Source organism: Brevundimonas naejangsanensis DSM 23858 (assembly GCF_000421705.1).
Lineage (GTDB): Bacteria > Pseudomonadota > Alphaproteobacteria > Caulobacterales > Caulobacteraceae > Brevundimonas > Brevundimonas naejangsanensis.
On record NZ_ATXN01000002.1, the window covers coordinates 1397969 to 1420438 of the forward strand.

Annotated in this window: 19 protein-coding genes; 8 read left to right on the plus strand and 11 right to left on the minus strand. The window is 68.8% G+C overall.

Annotated elements, in window-relative coordinates:
• Positions 1-29 precede the first annotated feature (29 nt).
• Entirely contained in the window at positions 30-869 is an 840-nt protein-coding gene (locus tag H556_RS0107010) for an alpha/beta hydrolase (RefSeq protein ID WP_024353764.1), read from the minus strand.
• 50 nt (positions 870-919) lie between these two features.
• On the opposite strand from H556_RS0107010, the gene H556_RS0107015 reads away from it, so the two are divergent.
• The 7 genes from H556_RS0107015 to H556_RS0107040 all read left to right on the plus strand — a co-directional run bounded on the left by H556_RS0107015 (position 920) and on the right by H556_RS0107040 (position 8651).
• Positions 920-1180, plus strand: a complete 261-nt coding sequence (locus H556_RS0107015) for an Lrp/AsnC ligand binding domain-containing protein (RefSeq protein ID WP_024353765.1) — start codon at positions 920-922, stop codon at positions 1178-1180.
• Positions 1181-1292: 112 nt separating this feature from the next.
• Positions 1293-4145: a M16 family metallopeptidase gene (locus H556_RS0107020; RefSeq protein ID WP_024353766.1), complete on the plus strand. Its 2853-nt coding sequence runs from the start codon at positions 1293-1295 to the stop codon at positions 4143-4145.
• A 140-nt stretch (positions 4146-4285) separates the two neighbouring features.
• On the plus strand, positions 4286-5041 hold the full coding sequence (locus H556_RS0107025; RefSeq protein WP_029673304.1) for an NYN domain-containing protein: 756 nt from the start codon (positions 4286-4288) through the stop codon (positions 5039-5041).
• An 83-nt stretch (positions 5042-5124) separates the two neighbouring features.
• The gene (locus H556_RS0107030) at positions 5125-5460 is read left to right on the plus strand and encodes a hypothetical protein (protein WP_024353768.1); all 336 of its coding nucleotides are present in this window, start codon (positions 5125-5127) and stop codon (positions 5458-5460) included.
• 28 nt (positions 5461-5488) lie between these two features.
• The gene (locus H556_RS16420; RefSeq protein WP_035302751.1) at positions 5489-5728 is read left to right on the plus strand and encodes a hypothetical protein; all 240 of its coding nucleotides are present in this window, start codon (positions 5489-5491) and stop codon (positions 5726-5728) included.
• A gap of 77 nt (positions 5729-5805) precedes the next feature.
• Positions 5806-7686, plus strand: coding sequence for a cobaltochelatase subunit CobT (gene cobT / locus H556_RS0107035; RefSeq protein WP_024353769.1), 1881 nt, complete (start codon positions 5806-5808; stop codon positions 7684-7686).
• Complete coding sequence (locus tag H556_RS0107040) at positions 7683-8651, plus strand: esterase-like activity of phytase family protein (RefSeq protein ID WP_024353770.1); 969 nt, start codon at positions 7683-7685, stop codon at positions 8649-8651. The genes cobT and H556_RS0107040 overlap by 4 nt, the downstream gene beginning before the upstream one ends.
• Before the next feature lie 3 nt (positions 8652-8654).
• Here H556_RS0107040 and queG read toward each other — a convergent pair whose 3' ends face one another.
• The 3 genes from queG to H556_RS0107055 form a co-directional block, all read right to left on the minus strand.
• A complete protein-coding gene (gene queG / locus H556_RS0107045) occupies positions 8655-9770 on the minus strand; it encodes a tRNA epoxyqueuosine(34) reductase QueG (RefSeq protein WP_024353771.1) in 1116 nt (371 codons plus the stop codon).
• A gap of 25 nt (positions 9771-9795) precedes the next feature.
• Entirely contained in the window at positions 9796-10482 is a 687-nt protein-coding gene (gene fzlA / locus H556_RS0107050; protein ID WP_024353772.1) for an FtsZ-binding protein FzlA, read from the minus strand.
• A 65-nt stretch (positions 10483-10547) separates the two neighbouring features.
• Complete coding sequence (locus tag H556_RS0107055; protein ID WP_024353773.1) at positions 10548-11567, minus strand: cation diffusion facilitator family transporter; 1020 nt, start codon at positions 11565-11567, stop codon at positions 10548-10550.
• Between the two features lie 136 nt (positions 11568-11703).
• Here H556_RS0107055 and H556_RS0107060 point away from each other — a divergent pair, with 136 nt between their 5' ends.
• A complete protein-coding gene (locus H556_RS0107060; RefSeq protein ID WP_024353774.1) occupies positions 11704-12510 on the plus strand; it encodes an undecaprenyl-diphosphate phosphatase in 807 nt (268 codons plus the stop codon).
• A gap of 75 nt (positions 12511-12585) precedes the next feature.
• Here H556_RS0107060 and H556_RS0107065 read toward each other — a convergent pair whose 3' ends face one another.
• The 7 genes from H556_RS0107065 to H556_RS0107095 all read right to left on the minus strand — a co-directional run bounded on the left by H556_RS0107065 (position 12586) and on the right by H556_RS0107095 (position 22333).
• On the minus strand, positions 12586-13557 hold the full coding sequence (locus H556_RS0107065) for a complex I NDUFA9 subunit family protein (protein WP_024353775.1): 972 nt from the start codon (positions 13555-13557) through the stop codon (positions 12586-12588).
• 143 nt (positions 13558-13700) lie between these two features.
• Positions 13701-15368 (minus strand): amidohydrolase, encoded by a 1668-nt coding sequence (locus H556_RS0107070; RefSeq protein WP_024353776.1) that lies wholly within the window; start codon positions 15366-15368, stop codon positions 13701-13703.
• Between the two features lie 125 nt (positions 15369-15493).
• On the minus strand, positions 15494-17470 hold the full coding sequence (locus H556_RS0107075) for a M1 family metallopeptidase (RefSeq protein WP_024353777.1): 1977 nt from the start codon (positions 17468-17470) through the stop codon (positions 15494-15496).
• 52 nt (positions 17471-17522) lie between these two features.
• Complete coding sequence (locus H556_RS0107080) at positions 17523-18797, minus strand: multidrug effflux MFS transporter (protein WP_024353778.1); 1275 nt, start codon at positions 18795-18797, stop codon at positions 17523-17525.
• Positions 18798-18940: 143 nt separating this feature from the next.
• Positions 18941-20062 (minus strand): HlyD family secretion protein, encoded by a 1122-nt coding sequence (locus tag H556_RS0107085; protein ID WP_024353779.1) that lies wholly within the window; start codon positions 20060-20062, stop codon positions 18941-18943.
• A gap of 13 nt (positions 20063-20075) precedes the next feature.
• Positions 20076-21776, minus strand: a complete 1701-nt coding sequence (locus tag H556_RS0107090; RefSeq protein WP_024353780.1) for an efflux MFS transporter permease — start codon at positions 21774-21776, stop codon at positions 20076-20078.
• Complete coding sequence (locus tag H556_RS0107095) at positions 21773-22333, minus strand: TetR family transcriptional regulator (RefSeq protein WP_024353781.1); 561 nt, start codon at positions 22331-22333, stop codon at positions 21773-21775. The genes H556_RS0107090 and H556_RS0107095 overlap by 4 nt, the downstream gene beginning before the upstream one ends.
• Positions 22334-22470 lie beyond the last annotated feature (137 nt).

Consider the following 22470-nt stretch of genomic DNA (forward strand, 5'->3'; position numbering starts at 1 on the left):
AAAACTCCTTACAGCCTGAGAGCCGAAGCCTATTCGGCGGTCGCCAGTTCCACCAGACGCTTGACCATCGGGCTGTTCGGATCGGCCAGAGGGTCCAGCACGGTGAAGTGGTCAGCGCCGTCCACGATCTCGACATGGGTGTCGGCGCCCTTGCCGCCCCAGGCGGCGGCCATCTCTCGGCTCTGGCGAACGAATTCGTTGCTCTCGGCCCCGCCGACCCAGCAGTCCAGCGTCGTGCCGCCCGGCGTCGCCCCGTTCGGCGCGGGCCAGTGGATCGGCGACAGGGCGCGCGCGACCGGCGCGTCCAGCTTCAGCGCCTCGTTCAGCGAGGTGTGGACTAGCGGCTCCAGATCGAACACGCCCGAGATGGCCAGCGCCGCCCGCGCCCGGCCTTCGGACAACATGCCCGCCGCCATATGGCCGCCAACCGAATGGCCGAACACTAAAGGCCGCTTGCCGCTGCGGGCGCGGACGAACTCCGTAGCGTCGCGCATCTGGCTGATGATCTTGCCGACCGTGACGCCCGGCGCCAGATCATAGCCCGGCACGGCGACGCTGATCCCATGCTCCAGCAGGGCGGGCGCTGCCCAGGCGAACCAGCCCCGGTCCAGCGCCTGCCAATAGCCGCCGTGCATGAAGACGGCGACCGGGGCGCCGGGCCCGGCGTCGAACCACTCCATCTTCTGGCGCTCGGACGGGCCGTATTCGAGGGTTTCAGGCCGTCGGGCGTCGATCACCCGCAGCGAATCCTTGCGCCAGCGATCCAGAATGGCGGGGTGCCCCGGCACGCGGGCGCGGTTGTTATAGGCCGCCTCATAGGCCGCAGCCCGTTCTACTTGCGTCGCCTCGGGCGACAAAGCCTTACCCATGTCGTCTCCATCCGCTAGAGACCTCCGCTTGAACGGGAGGCTTGAAGGCCATGATGACCGCCATTTTCGTCTTCATCAAATGCGAGTTGGGCTACGCCAACGATGTTGCGGCCGATCTGGTCGATAATGTCGAGAATGTGAGCGAGGTCTATTCGACATCGGGCCAGCACGACCTGCTGGCCAAGTTCCAGCTGCCGAAGGACGCCGACATCGGCACCTTCGTGACCAAGCAGGTGCAGACGCGCCCGCACATCCGCGACACCTTCACCGTCATCACCTTCTCGCCCTTCCTGCCCAGCAAGCGCGCCTGAGGGGCCCTCGCTCGCAACATGAACAATCGTTCATGGAGCCATGTGCCGCGTTGCGGGACGCGTTTACACGGCTAAGGTCCGGCCCAACATGATCCGTTGGGGACCAAACACCATGCGCCTTGCCTCTTCCGTAGCTCTCGCCGCCCTTCTGGCCGTGAGCACGCCCGTTCTGGCCGCGCCCGTCGCGACCGCCGCCGCAACCCAGGCCCCGTCTCAGGCCCAGCCTCTGCGCGGCGCGCCGGTGTCTGAGTTGATCGCCCGCGTCGACATTCCGTGGCAGCGCTTCCAGCTGGAGAACGGCCTGACCGTTCTGGTGCACGAGGACCGCAAGGCGCCCGTGGTGGCGGTGTCGGTCTGGTACAACGTCGGCTCCAAGGATGAACCCAAGGGGTCGACCGGCTTCGCCCACCTGTTCGAACACCTGATGTTCGGCGGGTCGGAGAACTCGCCTTCCAGCCACATCCAGACGATGAACGCAGCGGGCGCCACGGGCCTGAACGGCACGACCTGGTTCGACCGCACCAACTATTTCCAGACGGTGCCGACCCCGGCGCTGGAATACACGCTTTATCTGGAATCCGACCGCATGGGCTATCTGCTGGGCCAGGTCAGCCAGGAGGTGCTGGATCTGCAGCGCGGCGTCGTCCAGAACGAGAAGCGCCAGGGCGACAACCAGCCCTACGGCATGACCTATTACGCCACGCTGGAAGCCCTGTTCCCCGAGGGGCACCCCTATCGCCACTCGACCATCGGCTCGATGGACGATCTGGACGCCGCCAGCATGGAGACGGTGCGCGACTGGTTCCGCCAGAACTACGGCCCGAACAACGCCGTCCTGGTCCTGTCAGGCGACATCAATGAAGCCAAGGCCCGCGAGCTGACCGAGAAATATTTCGGCTCCATCGCACGCGGCCCGGTCAACACCCCGGCGGCGGCCCCCGTGCCGACGCTGGCGGCGCCGGTCGAACAGGTGCTGCACGACCGCGTAGCCCAGACCCGCATCAGCCGCACCTGGGCCGTGCCGGGCCTGGGCGATCCGGACTCCGTGCCGCTGAGCGTCGGCGCCTCGGTGCTGGGCGGCCTGGCCAGCTCGCGTCTGGACAACGTCCTGGTGCGCGACGAGCAGACGGCCTCGGGCGTGTCGGCCGGTAATCAGGTGTTCCAGCGCGTCGGCATGTTCAGCTATTCCGCCATGGTCAAGCCGGGGGCCGACGCCGACGCCGTGGCCAAGCGCATGGACGAGGTGCTGGCCGACCTGATCGCCAACGGCCCGACCCAGGACGAGATCGACCGGGTGGTGACGCGCTACGCCTCGCAGCGCATCCAGGGGCTGGAAATGGCCAACGGCAAGGCCTCGGTCCTGGCCGAGGGGCAGCTGTATTCCAACGATCCCGACTTCTACAAAAAGGAGCTGGCGGCCTATGCGGCGGTGACCCCGGCTCAGGTCCAGGCGGCCATGAGCAAATGGCTGAGCCGCCCCGTCTACAGCCAGATCGTCATGCCGGGCGAGCGTGAGGCCTATGCCGAAGCCGCCGCCGCGCCGTCGGGCGCGACTCCGACGCCGGCCGAGCCGATCCAGCGCGTCGCCCGCGACGCCGCCCCCGCCATCGGCCAGGTGTCCAACGTCGTCTTCCCGGCGGTGGAGCGCGCCGCCCTGTCGAACGGCGTCGAGATCGTCTACGCCCGCTCGACCACCGTGCCGGTGACGCGCGTGGCGCTGGAGTTCGACGCCGGGGTCGCCGCCGATCGCGCCGACCGTCTGGGCGCCCACACCCTGATGCTGAACGTCATGCAGGAAGGCACGACGACGCGCGATTCCAAGGCCCTGGCCGAGGCGCAGGAACGTCTGGGCGCCAGCGTCTCCGTCGGCTCCTCGATGGATCGCACGGTGGCCAATCTGTCGGCTGTGACGACCAATCTGCAGCCGTCGCTGGCCCTGCTGTCGGACGTGGTGCGTAACCCCGCCTTCGCCCCGGCCGAGATCGAGCGCCTGCGCGCCACTCGTCTGGCGGGCCTAGCCAATGAGAAGACGCAGCCGGGCGCCATCGCCGGCCGCGCCCTGCCGCCGCTGATCTATGGCGAGAACCACCCCTATGGCCGCTCCTTCAGCGGTACGGGCGACGAGGCGGTGATCCGCAGCCTGTCGCGCGACGACCTGATGGCTGAACACGCCCGCTGGATCCGTCCCGACAACGCCAAGCTGTTCGTGGTGTCCGACCTGCCGCTGGCCGAGCTGAAGCCGCAGCTGGAAGCCGCATTCGGCGACTGGCGCGCGCCGTCGACGGCCAAGGGAACCAAGGCGTTCGACGCCGCCCTGCCCCAGACCTCGGCCCGCATCGTCCTGATCGACCGTCCGCAGTCGCCGCAGTCGCTGATCTATGGCGGTCAGGTGCTGCCGGTGTCGGGCACGGACGATCTGCTGACCCTGACCACGGCCAATACGGTCCTGGGCGCCGACTTCCTGTCGCGCATCAACGCCGATCTGCGCGAGACCAAGGGCTGGTCCTACGGGGTGCGCGGCAACGTCAGCACCCTGCAGCACCGCTCGCCCTATATCGTCAACGCCCCGGTGCAGGCCAACCGCACCGGCGAGTCCATCGCCGCCCTGATCGGTCAGTACGAGCGTTTCCTGGGCGCTGACGGCGTGACGGCGGCCGAGCGCGAGCGCACCGTTCTGGGCGACACGCGCGGTCTGTCGGGCAGCTATGAGACGTCGTTCCAGGTGTTGGGCGCCCTGCGCTCGAACGCCCTGTACGGCCGCCCGGACAACTATCAGGAGACGCTGGCGGGCCGCATCAACGCCCTGACGGCCGAGCAAATGGACGCCGCCGCCCGCGCCGCGATCAAGCCCGACAGCTTCGTCTGGGTGGTGGTCGGCGACGCCTCGGTGGTCAAACCGCAGCTGGACGCCCTGGGCCTGCCGGTCGAGGTGCGCGCCGCCGAAGCGCCGAAGCCGGCCCAGTAAGCCAGCCCAGTAAGCCGCTTCACCCAGACGTAAACGAGACGGCCGGCGGGGCGACCCGCCGGCCGTTTTGCTTTGCGGTTGACCCGAAAGGCCGTGGAGGCGAGCCTTCCCGTCGTCTGCTGCCTTCAGCCGGAGCCTTCATGCCGACCGACGCCCTGATCCCTTCCGCCCGCGCCCCGCGCCTGGCCGTGCTGATCGACGGCGAGAACGCCTCGGCCCGGATCGCCGAGGCCCTGTTCACCGAAATCGCGACGCTGGGCGAGGCTTCGGCGCGGCGCATCTATGGCGACGCGGCCAGTCCGGCGCTGCGCGGCTGGATCGACGTCCTGCCGCGCTGGGCGATCCAGTGGCAGCAGAATTTCCAGAACACCAAGGGCAAGAACTCGGGCGACATCGCCCTGGTCATCGACGCAATGGACCTGCTGCATTCGGGACGGTTTGACGGCTTCTGCCTGGTGTCGTCGGACAGCGACTTCACCCGGTTGGCGGCGCGCATCCGCGAGCAGGGCGTCCCGGTCTACGGCTTCGGCGAGCAGAAGACGCCCGAGAGCTTCCGTCAGGCCTGCACCCGCTTCATCTATACCGAGAACCTGACGGTCCCGTCGCCCGAGACCAATGACGAGGCCGCGGCGACGCCCCCCGCCCCCGCTCGCCGCAAACCGTCCGAAGCCGGGCGTCTGATCGCCAAGGCCATCGCCGATATGGACGAAGACGGCGATGGCTGGGTAGCGATGGGGGGCATCGGCAGTCGGCTGCGCAACGCCTATCCCGATTTCGACCAGCGCACCTATGGTCACGCCAAGTTGTCCGAACTGATCCGCGCCGCCGGTCGGTTCGATGTCGAGGTCGGCCCCGGAGGCGTCATGCGGGTGCGGGTTAAACCCCGTCAGGTCTAAGCGGAGCCATTGAAAGAACGACGTTGTAAGATTTTAAGGCTGCCCTCATAGTAGCCGTCGAATGTGCCCATGGAGGCTTCGCCATGCTGATTTCGACCATCGCCCTACTGATTGTTAGCGGCGCTCCGATGCAGAACGACGACACGGCCACAGCGGAACGCCGCCAGCCCATCACGTCCAATTCCCCCACGCGGGCCATTTCCGCGCGATCGCCGACGGTGGCCAACGTCCCCACCCGTACGGTCTGCGGCTGGGAGCGGGCCATGGGCAGCACCATCCAGCAACGCGTCTGCCGCAAGGTGCCTTTGAACAGCAGCCAGCGCGAACAGATGTCGTCTGACGTGATACGCGAAATGCAGGGCTCGCGCTGGGGCGAACTTCCGGTGCCGCGCTCTCCTGGCGGTCGCCCTGTGGGCTGATGCTTAACGCAGGCAAAAGGTGTTCCTCATGTTCACGCCTCTTCTTTTCAGTCTGATCCTGTCGACGTCGACCACCACGCCTGTTCACGCCCAATCAGCAGCCGCCATGCCCGTGGGCGGCTGGGTGCGCGATCGCTCGGCGCCGCGTCCTGGAGATGAAGTCCGCGAAGATTGCTATCGCGGCCAAATGACGGGCTCCAACATACGACAAGACGTCTGTCGACCGGCGAACGCGAAACGCTTGCCCAAACGCGCCATCCGTCCCTGAGCCTTTCTAGGCGGCAATCATCGTCCTAGGACGTCTCGCCCTCTTCCCCCCGGCGCGGCATGGTCTATGTGTGGCGCATGGCCGCCGCAGAGACCCCCGTAGAGACCTTTAAACGCGCCCTGTCGCACGCGGCGCGGGCGCTGGCCGAACAGGCCGAGCTGGAGGTGCGCTTCGGTTCGGACGGACCGAGGCTGACGGGCGGGGTCCTGACCCTGCCGCACCCGCCGCGCGATCCGCGCGGGCCCGAAAGCGCGGCCCTGCGCGGTCAGGCCGACCGGCTGGCCCTGCGCCTGGCCAATCATGACGCAGCCCTGGACGCCCGCCTGCGTCCGAACGACATCAACGCCGCAGAGGTGTTCGACGCCGTCGAACAGGCCCGCGTCGAGGCCGTCGGCGCGCGCGAACTGAGGGGCGTGCGGCGCAATCTGGACTCGGCGCTGCTGACCCGGCTGGAGAAGTCGGGCGCCCTGCGCGCCGAGGCGGAGCAGGTGCCGGTGGCTGAGGCCGCCGCCCTTCTGCTGCGCGAGCGGATGACGGGCGAGCCCGCGCCCGACGGCGCCCGGACCATGCTGGACCGGGTCCGCGCCGAGCTGGAGGCCAAGGCGGGCGCCGAACTGGACGCCCTGGCGGCGTCGGGCGACGATCAGGCGGCCTTCGGCGCGCGGCTGAAAGACCTTCTGCGCGCGCTGGACCTGGACCCCGGCGACGCCGATGGCGGCGATTCGGAGGAAGACGGCGAGGACGACGCCGAAAAGCCGGATCAAGACCAGGCTGAACCGGACGAACAGGAAGAACAGGACGGCGGCGACGGCGGCGAGTCGCTGGACGGCTCGGCCGACGATCAGTCCGCCGACGATGATCGTCAGGCCCGCCCCGACGGCACGCCGGGCGAACCGGACGGCGAAGGACAGGAAGACGCCCCTGAACTGAGCGAGGGCGAGCGCCCCAACCATCAGCAGACCCAGGACGACGGCCGGGCGGTCGAGGTCTATCACGCCTTCACCACCGCATTCGACGAGGTCATCGACGCGGCCGAACTGTGCGACCCGATGGAGCTGGACCGGCTGCGCGCCCTGCTGGACGCCCAGTTGTCGACCCTGGGCAGCGTGGTCTCGCGCCTGGCCAACAAGCTGCAACGGCGTCTGCTGGCCCAGCAGAACCGCTCGTGGATGTTCGACCTTGAGGAAGGGATGCTGGACACGGCGCGCCTGACCCGCGTGATCACCGACCCGACCAGCCCCCTGTCGTTCAAGATGGAGAGCGAAAGCCCGTTCCGCGATACGGTCGTGACCCTGGTGCTGGACAACTCGGGTTCGATGCGCGGGCGGCCGATCATGGTGGCGGCGGTCTGCGCCGACATCCTGGCGCGGACGCTGGAACGGTGCGGCGTCAAGGTCGAGATCCTGGGCTTCACCACCCGCGCCTGGAAGGGCGGACAGAGCCGCGAGGCCTGGATCAGCGCGGGCAAGCCCGCCAACCCCGGCCGCCTGAACGACCTGCGCCACATCATCTACAAGAGCGCCGACGCGCCCTGGCGCCGGTCCAAGAAGAACCTGGGCCTGATGATGCGCGAGGGCCTGCTGAAGGAAAACATCGACGGCGAGGCGCTGGAATGGGCGCACGACCGCCTGCTGGCCCGGCCCGAGGCGCGGCAGATCATGATGGTCATCTCGGACGGTTCGCCGGTCGATGACTCCACCCAGTCAGCCAATGCGGCCCTCTATCTGGACAAGCATCTGCGTCAGGTGATCGAGAAGATCGAAACGCGCAGCCCGGTCGAACTGCTGGCCATCGGCATCGGCCACGACGTGACCCGCTGGTATCGCCGCGCCCTGACCATCGTCGATGTGGAGCAGTTGGCGGGCGCCATGACCGAGAAGCTGGCCGAACTGTTCGAGGCCGAACCCAAGACCGTCAGCGCCAGGACGGGGCGGCCCTCGCACAAGCGCGCGGCGTGAACCGGCGCCTCCATGTCGCCGCCCTGATCTCTCTCGCCCTGGCCGCCTGCGCCGGGGCGGCGGCGACCTCCCATCCCTGGACGCCCGGGGCGACAGCCGACGGCTGGTCGCCCGCAGGCGGTTCGACCCGGCAGGTCGGTCTGGGTTGGCCGGGCGGCGCCAGGCTGGCCAAGGGCGTGCGCTATGCGGGCGGGGTGCAGTTGATCGCAGCGCCCGCCTCCACCCTGCACGGCCTGTCGGACCTGAAGCTGACGGGCGACGGCGGTTTCGTCGCCGTGTCCGACACCGGCGACCTGGTGCGCGGGCGGCTGGAGCTAGATGCAGACGGCAAGCTGGCCGGGCTGCATGACCTGCGAGTGCGGCGCCTGACGCTGACCGACGGCGAGCAGATCGCCGAAAAGCGCATGGGCGACGCCGAAGGGCTGGCCCTGACCGACGACGGCGAGGTGCTGGTCAGCTTCGAACGCGAACACCGCATCTGGAGCTACGGCCCTCTGGACGCCCTGCACGCCCGACCGCAGGCGCAGCCGCACCCGGCAGCGGACTTTTCCCTGAACGAAGGCATGGAGGGGCTGGCGGCCGCCCCCGGCGGCTGGCGCGTCGGGGGCGAAGGCGGCGGCGTGTGGGACTGCTCGACGCAAGGCTGTCGCGTCGTGACCCGGCCGAGCCCGCCCGCCGATAGCTGGCGGTTGACGGGACTGGATCGCGATCCGGGCGGAGACGGCTGGTTCACGGTCCAGCGGTCGTGGCGGCCGCCCTTCGACGTACGCGCCCGCGTGCGCCGTATGGATGCGGACGGGACGCTGGGGCCGGTGCTGATCGAGCTGAAGCTGCCGGGGCTGACGGACAATTTCGAGGGCGTCGCCGCCGAGGCGAGGGGCGAAAACGTGCGCCTCTACATCCTGTCCGACGACAACGCCAACCCGGCGCAGAAGACGCTGCTGCTGGCCTTCGACGTCGACTGAAGCTCAGGCGTCGGAGATCCATTCGCTTCTGACGTCATCGTCGGTCTCGTTCGCTAGGCGCGCCGCGTGCTCGATCGCGAACCGCTCGGGCGCGAGTTGCGACAGCGCCCAGATCGCCGCGCCGCGCACCACGGGGGCGGGATCGTCCAGCAGGGCCTCGACCGGCGCGATCAGCAGGGCGTCCCCGGAATTGCCCGCCGCATAGAGGGCGTTGCGGATGAAGCGGTCGCGGCCGATGCGCTTGACCGGGCTCTTGGTGAACAGGGCGCGGAACGCGGGGTCGTCCAGCGCCAGCAGGTCCGTCAGCGGCGGCGACTTCAGCGCATCGCGCGCCTGAAGCCGGGCCTCCGACGCGCTTTGAGCAAACTTGTTCCACGGACAGGCGGCCAGACAGTCGTCGCAGCCGTAGATGCGGTTGCCCGTGGCGATGCGGAACTCGCGCGGCCAGGCGCCCGCATACTCAATAGTCAGATAGGAGATGCAGCGTCGGGCGTCGATCTGGAACGGCGCCGGAAAAGCCTTGGTCGGACAGGCGTCCAGACAGGCGGTGCAGCGGCCGCAGTGCTCGGTCTCGGTCTCGTCCGGCTCGATTTCGGCGGCGGTCAGGATCGTGCCCAGAAACAGCCAGTTTCCGTGGGTGCGGCTGAGCAGGTTGGTGTGCTTGCCCTGCCAGCCCAGGCCTGCGCGCTGGGCCAGCGGCTTCTCCATCAGGGGGGCTGTGTCGACGAAGACCTTGACCTCCTGCTTGAGCCGCGCGGCGATCTGACCGGCCAGGATCTTCAGCCGCCCCTTGATCACCTCATGATAGTCGTCGCCGCGCGCATAGACGGAGATATAGCCCGCTGACGCCTGCTCCAGCTCAGGCCGGGGGTCTGCGTCGGGGCCGTAGTTCATGCCCAGAACGATGGCCGTTTTCGCTCCGTCCCACATGGCGGTGGGGTGGGCGCGGCGCTCCAGCGTCGTCTCCATCCAGCCCATGTCGCCGTGGCGGCCGGCATCGACGAAATAGGCCAGCCGCTCGCCGGCGCTCCACGGATCGCTGGCCGAGGCGAAGCGGCACACGCCGAAGCCCAGTTCGGCGGCGCGCTGTCGGATGAAGATGCGAGGATCGGCCGCCATGACGCGGCTTTAGCCTTGCGCGCCCTCAGAAGTCGAGGTCGGCGTACCAGGGCGCCGGATGCACGCCGGGGAAGCGGTCGCCCAGCAGGGGGCGGAAACAGGGGCGCGACTTCAGCTTGGAGTACCACAGCTTCAGCGAGGGCCAGGACGCCCAGGCGATCTCGCCGAAATAGTCCAGCACCGACAGATGGCCCGCCGCGATCAGGTCGGCCTGACTGAGACGGCGACCCGCCAGCCATTCGCGACCGGCCGCCAGCGGCTCCAGAACCGTCAGGTGGCCCTTCAGGAATTCGCGGCCCTCGCGCAGCATCCGGGCGTCGGGCGGCCCCATGCGCAGCAGCGGCTTCTCCATCCGCTCATGCAGCAGGACGGCGTCGACCTCATCAGTGAAACGGCGGCTGAACCAGGTCGCCAGACGGCGCGCCTCGGCCCGCTCAGCCATGTCGGACGGCAGCAGGAAATCGCCCTTGGCGCGGTCTTCCAGCCAGCCGAGGATGGCGTCCTGTTCGCACAGGGTCAGGCCCCTGCCCTTCTCGGTCACGCTCAGGACCGGCGGCATGCCCGACGGATTCAGCTCGAACAGCGGGCAGTCGCCCTCCCACGGCCGGACCGGCTCCTCGGCGTACTCGACCTTGGCCTCGCCCAGCGCCAGCCGCGCCGTGCGCGAAGCCGGATGAAAGGCGAAATGATACAGGACGGCGGGCGTGGACATCGTCCGCCTTCAATGCGCCCGCGCCCGTTAAGGCTCCGTTTACCGCGCGCGATTGCCGCAGGGCCTCAGGACCAGGGACCGACCCGGTTAGAGGGTGCGTCCGGGGCGTCGCGCTGATCCGGTTGGGGGGCGTTGGGTTCAGCCTTGACCGGCCCAGGTCCCGTCGGCCGCGCCGAGGCCAAGGGGCCGCCGTGCGGTTCGGCGGCGCCGCGCGGATCGGCGTGGATCATGATGTCGGCGTGAGGAAACGCCTTCAGCACCCGTTTCTCCGCGTCCAGGGTGATATCGTGCGCGGCCTTCAGGCTGAGATCAGGGTCCAGGTCGACGTGCATCTGCACCATCAATGCCTGTCCGGTCATGCGGGTGCGCAGTTGGTGGACGTTGGCGATGCGGGCGTCCTCGGTCACCGCCGCGACGATGGCGGCGCGGTCCTCGTCCGAAGCGGCGCGGTCCAGCAGGTGATCGGCTGCGCCCCTCAACAGATTCAGCGCCCCCCACGCCAGCCAGACCGCGACCACCAGACCCGCCGCCGCGTCCAGTCCGGGCGCCTTGAGCAGGGAGCCGGAGACGACGCCGATCAGCACCACGACGTTGGAGGCCAGGTCGGCGGCGTAATGGGCGCGATCGCCCGCCACCGCCAGGGAGCCGGTCTTCTTCACCGCCTGCGTCTGCATCCACACCAGGGCGGACGTTATGGCGATGGACAGGACGACCACGCCGATCGCCCAGCCGCCCGAGGTGACGGGGCGCGGGTCGAAGATGCGCTGCACCGCCTCCCAGCCGATGAAGACGCTGGACGCCAGCACCATGCCCGCCTGCACCAGAGAGGCCAGCCCCTCCGCCTTGCCGTGGCCATAGCGGTGCGCGTCGTCCGGCGGCAGGGCCGCCCAGCGCACGGCGAAGAAGGTCGCCAGCGACGCGATCAGGTCCAGCGTCGAATCCGCCAGACTGGCCAGGATGGAGACCGAGCCGGACGCCCCCAGGGCGAAGGCCTTCATGACGATCAGCAGAACCGCCGTCGCCACCGACAAGGTGGTGATCCGGCGGGTGGTCTCATTTGCGGCGTCGAGGGGGGAGACGGTCATTTCCTCGCCCTTGTCGCCCAAAACCGCGCCCGCGCCAATGGCGGCGAGCAGGCCGGGGCGCTATGGAAGGGCGGACGCGACGCCGCAGGGCGCGGCGCGCCTGACCCCCGGACCTGAAAACCGAGACGGAGCATTCATGGCGGACTGGCTGACGGCGATCCTTCTGGGTCTGGTCGAAGGATTGACCGAGTTCATTCCGGTGTCTTCCACCGGTCATCTGCTGCTGCTGGGGCATTTCCTCGGCTTTGAAAGCACGGGCAAGACGTTTGAAATCGTCATCCAGCTGGGCGCCCTGCTGGCCATCATCAGCATCTATTTCAAACGGCTGTGGACGCTGGCGACGCGCTGGCCGTTCGATGCCGAGGCGCGACGCTTTCTGATCGGCCTGCTGGTCGCCTTCCTTCCCGCCGTGGTGATCGGCTTTCTGGCCTATGGCTTCATCAAGACGGTGCTGTTCGAGACGCCGCTGATCATCTGCATCGCCCTGATCGTCGGCGGGGTGCTGCTGCTGTGGCTGGACCGGATGAACAAGATCCCGGCCTATCTGGACGCGGATCGCTATCCGTTCCGGGTCTATTTCCTGATCGGCCTGTTCCAGTGTCTGGCCATGATCCCCGGCGTCTCGCGCTCGGGCGCCACCATCGCCGGGGGGCTGTTGCTGGGGACGGACAAGCGGTCGGCGGCCGAGTTCAGCTTCTTCCTGGCCCTGCCGACGATGGGGGCGGCGGTGGCCTATGACCTGTTCAAGAACCGCGACGTTCTGGACTTCAGCGATCTGGGCCTGATCGCCATCGGCTTCGTCGCCGCCTTCATCTCGGCCCTGGCCGTGGTGCGTTTCCTGCTCGACTTCGTGTCCAAGCGCGGCTTCGGCCCCTTCGCCTGGTGGCGGATCGCGGTCGGCGTGGTCGGCATCATCGGCCTGGCGGCGACGGGGGCGCTGTAAGGCCATCGCCCAGCGCACAGCAAAAACCCCTCGGGACGCCGGTCCCGAGGGGTTTTTCTTGAGCCGTCCCTGAGATCAGGCGGCGGGATTTTCAGCGTATTGGCCGCCAGCGCGATAGCGCCACAGATAGGCCGGGGCGATGGCCTCGAGGCCCGAAGCCTCGACGCCCAGGTCGGCCAGACCCTTGGCGCCCGCCGCCACGACGTTGTCGCTCTCCAGCAGCACGACCTGATCCTTGGTCAGGGCCGGCGCCAGGCCGATCATGGCCGGGATCTGGGCCAGCGAGCCGATCAGGCGCGCGACCGGGAAGGGCAGCGGCAGCAGGATGTTCTGGCGGTTGGTCTCGCGCAGGATGAACTTCAGGATGTCCTCGAAGGTCCAGACCGACGGACCGCCCAGCTCATAGGTCTCGCCTTCAGCCTCGGGGGCAACGGTGGCGCGGGCGATGGCCTCGGCGGCGTCGGCGACATAGACCGGCTGGAACTTGGTCTGGCCGCCGCCGATCAGCGGCAGGACCGGCGACCAGCTGGCCATGGCGGCGAAGCGGTTCAGGAACTGGTCGCCCGAGCCGAAGACGATCGACGGGCGCACGATCACAGCGCCGGGGAAGGCGGCGCGCACGGCGACCTCGGCCTCGCCCTTGGTGCGGGCGTAGTCAGCCTTGCCGTGCCCATCGGCGCCGAGGGCCGAGATATGGGTCAGGCGCTGGACGCCCGCCGCCGCCGCAGCCTCGGCGACGTTGGTCGCGCCCTCGACGTGCAGGGTCTGGAACTTGCGGCCGCCGGTCTCGAACAGGATGCCCACCAGATTGATGACGGCGTCGGCGCCGCGCACGGCCTCGGCGACGGCCGCCTTGTCGGTGATGTCGCAGCGGACGACCTGAACCTGGCCGACGTCGCCGGCCATGTGCAGCACGGGCGCGCTCTTGGCGTTGCGCGCCGCGACGCGCACGCGCCAGCCGCGACGGGCCAGGGCGCGCACGACCTGGGTCCCGATGAAGCCCGAGCCTCCGAATACAGTGACCAGACCGGGGGCGAAATCAGCCATCTCAGACGCTCCAACGCCAAGCCCCGGCCGCAACCGACGGCCGGAGACGAAATCCTATGCGCGGGGCTTAACCGAAGCGGCCCCCGCCCGCAACGAGAAGGGGCGGGATTCCGTCTGATCCGTCCGCCTCTCAGTCAGCGCCCTCAGTCGGCCCGGTGGACGATCTGTCCGTCGACCACCGTCAGCACGGCTCGGCCCTTGGGAATGTCGGCGGCGGGGACGGTCATCAGGTCGATGTCGAAGGCGGTGAAGTCGCCGCGCTTGCCGACCTCGATGGTGCCCAGCTCATTCTCGCGGAAGCTGGCCCAGGCGGGCCACAGGGTGAACATCTTCAGCGCCGTCGCCCGGTCCACCGCTTCGTCCGGCCGCCAGTCCGGCCCCTGAAAGCCGTTCAGGTCGCGCCGCGCCACGGCGGCGTAGAACTCGATCAGCGGGTCGCCGCGCTCGACCGGCGCGTCCGAGCCGCCGACCACGATCACGCCGCGTTCCACCAGCGTATGCCAGGCGTAGGCCCCGTCCAGCCGCGCGTCGCCCAGACGCTCGGCGGCGAAATGCAGGTCGCCGATGGCATGGCTGGGCTGCATGGAGGCGATGATCGGCAGGTCGTTGAAATAGTGATAGTCGCGCGGCCGGATGATCTGGGCGTGCTCGATGCGCCAGCGCGGGTCGGCAAGCTTCCACTCGGCCTTGGGCGTCGAGCGCAGGGCCTCTTCATACCAGGCGGCGACGTCGTGATTGCCCTGATCGCCGATGGCGTGGGTGGCGATCTGGATGCCGGTCCGCAGCGCCTCCTGATACAGCGGCATGACCTCTTCGCGCGAAGCCAGCATCAGGCCGGACGTATCGGGCCGGTCTGAATAGGGCTCGAACAGCTTGGCCCCGCGCGAGCCCAGGGCGCCGTCGGCGTAGAATTTGATCGCCCGGGTGATGATGCGCCCGTCGCCCGCGTCGCGCGGCCCGCCCGCCATCAGGGCGCGCGCGTCGCCCATGTCGATGCTGTTGTAGACCCGCAGGGGCGCCTCGCCCGCCTCGGCCATCGCCTCCAGCAGCGGCACGTCCTTCCACGGCGCGCTCATGAAGTGGACGCCCGTCCAGCCGTAGCGGGCGTAGACGTTGAACCCGGCGCGATAGGCTTCGCGCGTCGCCGTTGCATCGGCCTCGGGAGCCAGACCTTCGAGCAGGGCCATCGCGCCGTCGACCAGCAGGCCGGTCGGCTGTCCATCCGCGCCTTTAAGGATTTCACCGCCCGAGGGGGTCGGCGTCGTCGCATCGATCCCGGCCGCGGCCAGGGCCGCGCTGGACACCGCCCGCGCATGGCCGTCAGCCCGGCTCAGCACCACCACCCGCCCCGGCGCGGCGGCGTCCAGATCGGCGGCGGTCAGGAAACGCTTCTCGGGCCAGTGGGTCTCGATCCAGCCGCGCCCGACGATCACGCCCTCGGGGTGGGCCTCGGACCAGGCGCTGAGTCTCTGCATGGCCTCGACGACCGAGGCCGAGCCTTCCAGGTTCAGCGTCATCTCGCGCCAGCCGATGCCGTCCAGATGGGCGTGGCCGTCGGTGAAACCGGGGAACAGCGTCGCGCCCTTCAGGTCCACAACCTCCAGCCCCCCGGCCGACGGCGCGCCGTCCGCTGGACCGACATAGGCGATGCGCCCGTCGCGCACGACCACGACCTCGGCGGTCGGCTGAGCCTCAACGCCGGTATGGATGGTCCCGCCCCGGATCAACAGGTTCTGGGCATAGGCTGCGGGCGCTGCGGCCAGCAACAGCACAACCGCCAGCGGCAGGGTCGTCTTCAGGGTTCGGATCATCAGCGCCTCCAGTCGCGGCGCAGGGGAGCCTCAGCCGAGCTTGGCGTCAAGCGATCCAGTGTTGCCTCCGTCATCCTGCGGCGGAGCGAAGCGACGACCGGAGGATGACGAAAGCAGGAGGCCTCTTACGGCCGCCCCACCACCTGATCGACGGAGTTGCTCGTCACCGGGTGATACAGCGGTCGCGCTTCGGCGTAGATGCGCGTGGCGATGGGGCGGCCCCAGTCGCCTTCGGCCCACAGGGTCTGGAACAGCGGCAGGACGAATTTGCGCCGCCCCTGACTGGTCAGGAAGCGCTCGGCCGTCGCCACCGCGGGCTCATAACGGTTGGCCAGCGCCGCCTGCAGCCAGGCGAAGGTCAGTTCGGCGTTGCCTTCGCTGTCCAGCTTCAGCGTGCTTTCCAGATCGGCCAACTGCGCCGGGGTCAGCCAGTCGGCGCCCGCCGCCAGCCCCTGCGGACGCCATGACAGGAAGCGCAGGCGCTGCTGGGTGTTCCAGTCCTTCCACGGCGCGGCCGAGGCCGGGCCCTTGGCGACGTAGAAGGCCTCTGCGGCCGCATCCACGGCTTCGAAGGCGTGCGACACCGGCGCCTGGGCGTTGGACGGCAGGCCCGGCTGATAGATCCAGTTCTCCAGCTGAAGCTCGGCTTCCAGCGCTGCGTCGCCCTTGACCAGATTCTCGCGGATGTCCTTCAGGAAGCCCACATCGGTCATGGGCTGGAAGGCGTGGCGGTCGAAATAGCCGCGCAACCAGGCGTCGAACGTCTCGCGCCCGACAATGCGTTCGATGGTGCGCAGGAAGGCCGCGCCCTTGTCATAGGGAATGCCTGACAGGCCGTCGTCCGGGTCGCGCCCGGTCAGGTCCAGATGCAGGCGAGTGTCTGCCGGATCGGTGGCGGCGATCTCGGCGACCAGATCGTTCCAGGCCAGGGCCTGTTCCTGCAGGGCGCGTTCGCGGCCGTACAGCGCCTCCATGATGCGGTTCTCGAAATAGGTGGTCGTACCCTCGTTCAGCCAGATGTCGGCCCAGGTGGCGTTCGTCACCAGATTGCCGGACCAGGAGTGCGCCAGTTCGTGCGCCACCAGCGACACCAGCGACCGATCGCCGGCGATGATGGTCGGGGTGGCGAAGGTCAGGCGCGGGTTCTCCATCCCGCCGAAGGGGAAGCTGGGCGGCAGGACCAGCAGGTCATACCGGCCCCAGCGATAGGGGCCGTACAGGGCCTCGGCCGCATCGACCATCTTGGCCGTCGGCTCCAGCTCCCATTGCGCGGCCTGCAATCGGCTCGGCTCGGTCCAGACGCCGGTGCGTCCGTCGAAGGGGGCGAAGGCGAGGTCGCCTGCGCCGATGGCGATCAGATAGGGCGGGATGGGCTGATCCAGCTTGAAGCGCCAGGCCTTTAGCCTTTCGCCCGCCGCCTCGCCGTTCGGGGTCAGATGCTCGGCGGACATGACCACGGTCAGGTCTGACGGCGCCACGATGCGCGCGCTGTAGGTCTGACGGATGCCGGGGCTGTCCTGGGTCGGGATCCAGGTGCGGGTCAGGATCGCCTGCCCCTGGCTGAACAGATAGGGTTTCTGGCCGCCCGCCGTCTGCTGCGGGCTGAGCCATTGCAGGGCCGAGGCGTCGGGGCGGGTGGCATAGGCGACGACGATCTTCTGCCCCTCATCGCCCTGGAAGGCGGGGAGGCGCACGCTGAGAGGCTGTCCCTTGATCGGGTCCGCGGCGCCCAGGCTCCATTCCAGCGGACGGCCTTGAGCGTCGGTCACGCCCTTGATGTCCAGCATCTTGGCGTCCAGCACCACCTCGGTCGCGCCGTGGCGGCCGCTCACGTCCAGCGTCGCCTTGCCCGACAGGGTCTTGGCGGCGAAATCGGCGGTCAGGTCCAGGTCGACGTGCGTCACCCGCGCCTCGGTCGGGCGGGCCCAGGAGTGCGGGTCGTTGACGTAAGCGGTCGCCGGGACCGCTGCAGAGACGGGGGCGGCGGGAACCAGAGGCGTCATCGGCACGGCGTCTCCGGTCGTGGCGCAGGCGCCCAGGGATGTGGCGAGGGCGGCGGCTATAGCGAGGGCGGAAACCCGCCCGACCAGCTTCAGGGTCATCGAACGCTCCGTATTCAGATGCGCCCGAAGAGGCTCCCTCGCGCTCGAAAGATCAAGTCTCGGCTGCAACCGGCGGCAGATGGCGGGCCTTGAACAGCCGCCCCTGCTCGGCCGCCAGAACCAGCGCCAGAGCCGCCACGCCCAGCAGGGCGAAGCCGACCGTCATCGGCACCGTCGTGCCATCGAACTGCTGACCGATGGCGAAGCCCAGCAGGGCGCCGCCGATGGAGGAGATGAAGCCCTGGGCCGAGGAGGCCGTGCCGGCGATATGGCCCATCGGCTCCATCGCCATCGCGCCGAAATTGCCGGCGATGAAGCCGAAGCAGAACATCTTGCAGGCCTGCATGACGGCGAACATCCACAGGCTGTCATAGCCCAGCCAGGCGATGAGGGCGTGCAGGGCGCTGAAGCCGATGAAGCCGAACAGGGCGGCGTGGGCGATCAGGCGCGAGCCCAGCTTCTCGACCAGACGCGCGTTCAGGATCGAGGCCACGGCGATGCCCGCCGCCACCAGGGCGAAGACCACCGGGAACAGGCCGGGCGCCTTGAACACGTCGAAGAAGATCTGCTGCGAGGAGTTGATGAAGCCGAACAGCGCCCCGCTGATGACCGTCATGGCCAGGGTGTAACCCATGCCCTGACGGCTGGTGAAAGCGAAGCGGAAGGCGGCGGCGATCCGGCTGACGTCGATCGGCATCCGGTCTTCGGCGTGCAGGGTCTCGGGCAGACGCAGGGCCGCCCAGACCAGGAAGGCCCCGCCCGACAGGGCGAAGACGCCGAAGATCCACGGCCAGGGCGCCACCAGCATGACGAGTTGCCCCATCGCGGGCGCAATGATCGGCACGCCCAGAAAGACCAGAAAGCTGAGCGACATGACGCGCGCCATCGTCCGTCCGACATAGCGGTCGCGCACGATGGAAACCGCCAGCACCCGCGTCGCCGCCGCGCCGATCCCCATGCCGATCCGCGACAGGATCAGCATGTCGAACGTATGGGCGAAGGCCGCCAGAATGCTGAAGACGACATAGATGCCGATGCCCGCAAACAGGACCGGGCGCCGCCCATAGCGGTCCGACAGCGGCCCATAGAACAGCTGAGCCACGCCGAAGCCGAGCAGATAGGCGGTGATCACCCATTGACGGCTGTTTTCATTGGTCACGCCCAGATCCTCGCCGATGTGGGGCAAGGCCGGCAGCATGGCGTCGATCGCCAGGGCGTTCAGCGCCATCATCACAGCGATCAGGCAGACGAATTCAGCGAAGCCCGGCCCCTTGAAGGGCGCCGGCTGGGCCTCGATCACGGAGGACGGGGTCGGGGCTCTGTTCATCAGGTCCAGATGCGGCCTGCGTCAGGCTGACGCAAGCCCGAAGCGATGAAGTTTTTGCACCGCAGCAAATACGGCGAGACGTACTCCCCACTTTTCGTCGCTCATTCCACGCACGCCGGGATGAGTGGGATTAGAATCGAAACCTACGCCTTCACCTTGATCCGCGCCGTCACCGACATGCCGGGCGACAGCCGCTCCACCCCCTCCTGCCCCGGATCAACGGCGATGCGGACAGGGATGCGCTGGGCCACCTTGGTGAAGTTGCCGGTGGCGTTGTCGGGGCGGATGACGCTGAACTCGGAGCCGGTCGCGGGCGAGATGCGCTCGACCTTGCCCGTCAGGACGCGTCCGCCCAGGGCGTCGACGGTGATCTCGACCGGCTGGCCGACGCGCACGTCGCGCATCTGCGTCTCCTTCATATTGGCCGTGACCCAGACCACGTCGGGGACCAGCGCCATGAACTGCGTGCCGACCGCCGCCTGCTGGCCCTGGCGCACCGTCACCTCGCCCAGCCGTCCGTCGCGCGGAGCCTCGATGCGGGTATTGTCGAGATCGATCTGCGCCAGACGCACCTGGGCGCGGGCGTTTTCGACGGCGGCCTCCAGCGAGCCCTTGCTGACCACGGCCGAGGTGACGCCGGTCTGGGCCACGTCCTCGGCGGCGCGGGCCTGCGCCAACTGGGCCTCGGCGGCGCGCAGGGCGTTCTGGGCTGTGTCGACCTGAGCCTGGGCGACCCAGCCGCCCTCGAACAGGGCGCCAACCCGCGTGGCGTCGGCGCGGGCCTTGGTCACAGCCGACTGGGCGGCGGCGATCGAGGCGCGGGTCTGGGCCACCGATCCGCGCGCCGAAGCCTGGCTCTGGGCCGAGTTGGCCAGCGCGGCCTCGGCCGAATGCAGGGAGGCCTGCGCCTGCTCCAGCCGCTGGCGATAGATGCGGTCATCGATGGTCGCCAGAAGCTGGCCCTGCTTCACTGTCTGGAAGTCCTGCACCTCGACCGAGGTGACATAGCCGCTGACCTGGGGGCTGATGATCGTCACCTGACCGCGGACATAGGCGTTGTCCGTCGTCTGCGGCCCGCCCGAGAAGGGCGGCAGGCCCCAGGCGTGCAGGATCAGGCCGATCCCCACCAGCGCCATGGCGATCAAGGCCACGCTCCACATCACGCGGCGGCCGCTGGACGGCGCCGGGACGGCAGGGGGCGGCCCAGACGGAGGGGGCGCAGGAGGCTCGGCGGGAGCGGACGGCGGAGGGGCGGCGTCAGTCATGATCTGGTCCGGTTCAATCGACAGCCGTCGCGACGGAGGCGGCGGCGTCGGAGGCTTGCGTCTGGGCCCGGCGGGCGGCGCGGCGCGCCTCCAGCTTGGGCCGATAGTGGTTCAGGGCGACCCAGGCGGCGCCGATCGCGGCAGCCCCCGAGATCAGCAGGAAGACATCGTTGTAGGCCAGCACCTGGGCCTGCTGGCTGACCTGCTGCTGCAGCAGGCCCAGGGCCGCGCCCTGACGCTGGGCCGCGTCGCCGATGACGTGGGCGTAGGCGCCGCCCAGTTGCTGCAAGCGCAGCACGGTCTCGGGATCGCCCAGGCCGATGCTCTCAGACAGTTGGCTGGAGTGAAACTTCTCGCGCAGGGTCTGGATCGTGCCGACCAGGGCGGAGCCCATCAGTCCGCCGACGTTCTGGCCGATCGAAAACAGCACGATGAAGCTGACCATGTTCTTGCCCCCGCCCTGCAGCACCTTGCCGAAGCCCAGGATCATCGTCGGGCCGATGAAGAAGGCGGCGGCGAAGGCCAGAAGCGCCTGGCTGAAATAGAGCTGGGTCGGGCGCGTCAGCACGGTGGCGTGGCTGTCGATGAAGGCGCCGACGGCGATCATGACCAGGGCGATCGAGATCGGCTTCCACAGCTTCATCGGATTGAGGGTGAAGGCGCTGACCAGGGTCCCCGCCGCCGTGGCGACCAGCATGACCAGGAACAGGCCCTGCATCTGCTGCGGGACCAGTCCCATCTGCTGCAGAAAGCCTACCGCGCCGGTCGTCTGTTCCGACAGGACGATCCGCACCAGCAGGATGGCCAGCAGCAGCCGCACCAGGTCCCGGCCCGCCAGCCACTTAAGGTCGATCAGCGGATTGGTCCGGTTGTATTCAATCAGCACGGCGGCGGTCAGCAGCACGATCGCCCCTGCCAGAGCCCAGCCGATCCACGCCGCCTCGGTCCACCAGACGATGCGGCCCAGCCCCAGAACGGCCGTCAGCAGGGCCACGCCCGGCGCGAACAGGGCGAAGGTGACGAAGTCCAGCGTCTCGAACACCCGCACCCGCTGCGACGGCGGCATCTTCAGGGCGAAGACGGCGGGCAGGGCGACCAGCACCAGCCCCAGTTCGAACATGTAGAAGGCCCGCCATTGATCAAGGTCCAGCAGGCGCGTCACCCCCAGCCGCGCCAGGGGAATGGCCAGGCTGGACAGGCCGACGCCGATGATGATGCCCTTCAGCCGGTGCTGCGCGGGAAAGGCCTGGATGATGTAGAGGATGCCCAGGGTCGACATCCCCGCCGCCGCCATCCCGGCCACGCCGCGCACGACCAGGGTCGAGCCGTAGTCTTCCAGAAACAGATGCGCCGCCGCCGTGGCCAGGAAGACGACCAGGATGATCTCGGTGAACAGGCGCAGGCCGTACTGCATCCGGAACTTGACCAGCAGCAGGTTCATGCAGGCGTTGGTCATGACGAAGACCACGGGCAGCCAGGCCGCCTCCGTCGTGGTCACGCCCAGCGCCCCGGCCAGTTGCGGCAGGTCGGCCGTCACGGCGGCGTTGCCCAGACTGCCGGTCAGGGCCACCAGCACCCCGACGAAGGCGTAGGCCAGCCGCCAGGGCGTCGTATGATCCGGCGTCGCGGGCGAGCCGGGCAGGACCGGCCGCTCGTGCGGCTTCAGGGTGGCGAGGTAATCCTCCCACGGCAGGTCCCAGTGACGGCGGCTCATGCGGCCTCGCAGCGCGGCCGCACCGCGTCCAGCACCAGGGCCAGGGACCGCAGGCTGAGCGCCTCGCGCGCCTTCGGCGGCGCCGTCCGCGACGGGGCGCCCAGCATCAGGGCCAGGACTCGGATATCCTCGACGCTCAGGTCCGGCCGCACCCGCCCAGACGCCTGGGACACGGCCAGAGCCTCGGCGCCGGCCGCCTTCAACCCCTGCCGGATCGGGGCCAGGGCCTCGTCCTTCAAATCGCGGATCGCGCTGGACAGACCCGCGCTGTCCAACATCAGCCCAGTCATCTGCTCCAGGAACCAGATGAAGACGTCGGGGTCATCCAGCCGCGCGCGGGTGCGTCTCGCCAGACCGTCGATCTGCTTCAGGAAGACCGCCAGGGCCAGTTCGGAGCGGTCGGCGAAGTTTCGATACAGGGTCGCCCGCCCGACCCCCGCCTGCTCGGCGATCAGGTGCAGCGGCGCATCCAGTCCATCGCGCGCAAAGGCGGCCTCCGCCGCCAGAAGCAGCTTCTCACGACGTTCTGCGGCGTCTTGTCGCAACGGACGGGTCATGGCGCGCTAAGTGGACACTTGTGTCCGGTTATTCAAGAGGCAATCCCCCCTGAATGCGCAAGTCGCGCGCAAGCTGCGCCGCGAGAGAATGCGTCCAAGCAAATGTTTATAGCGCCAGCTAGTACGGCACATTGGTC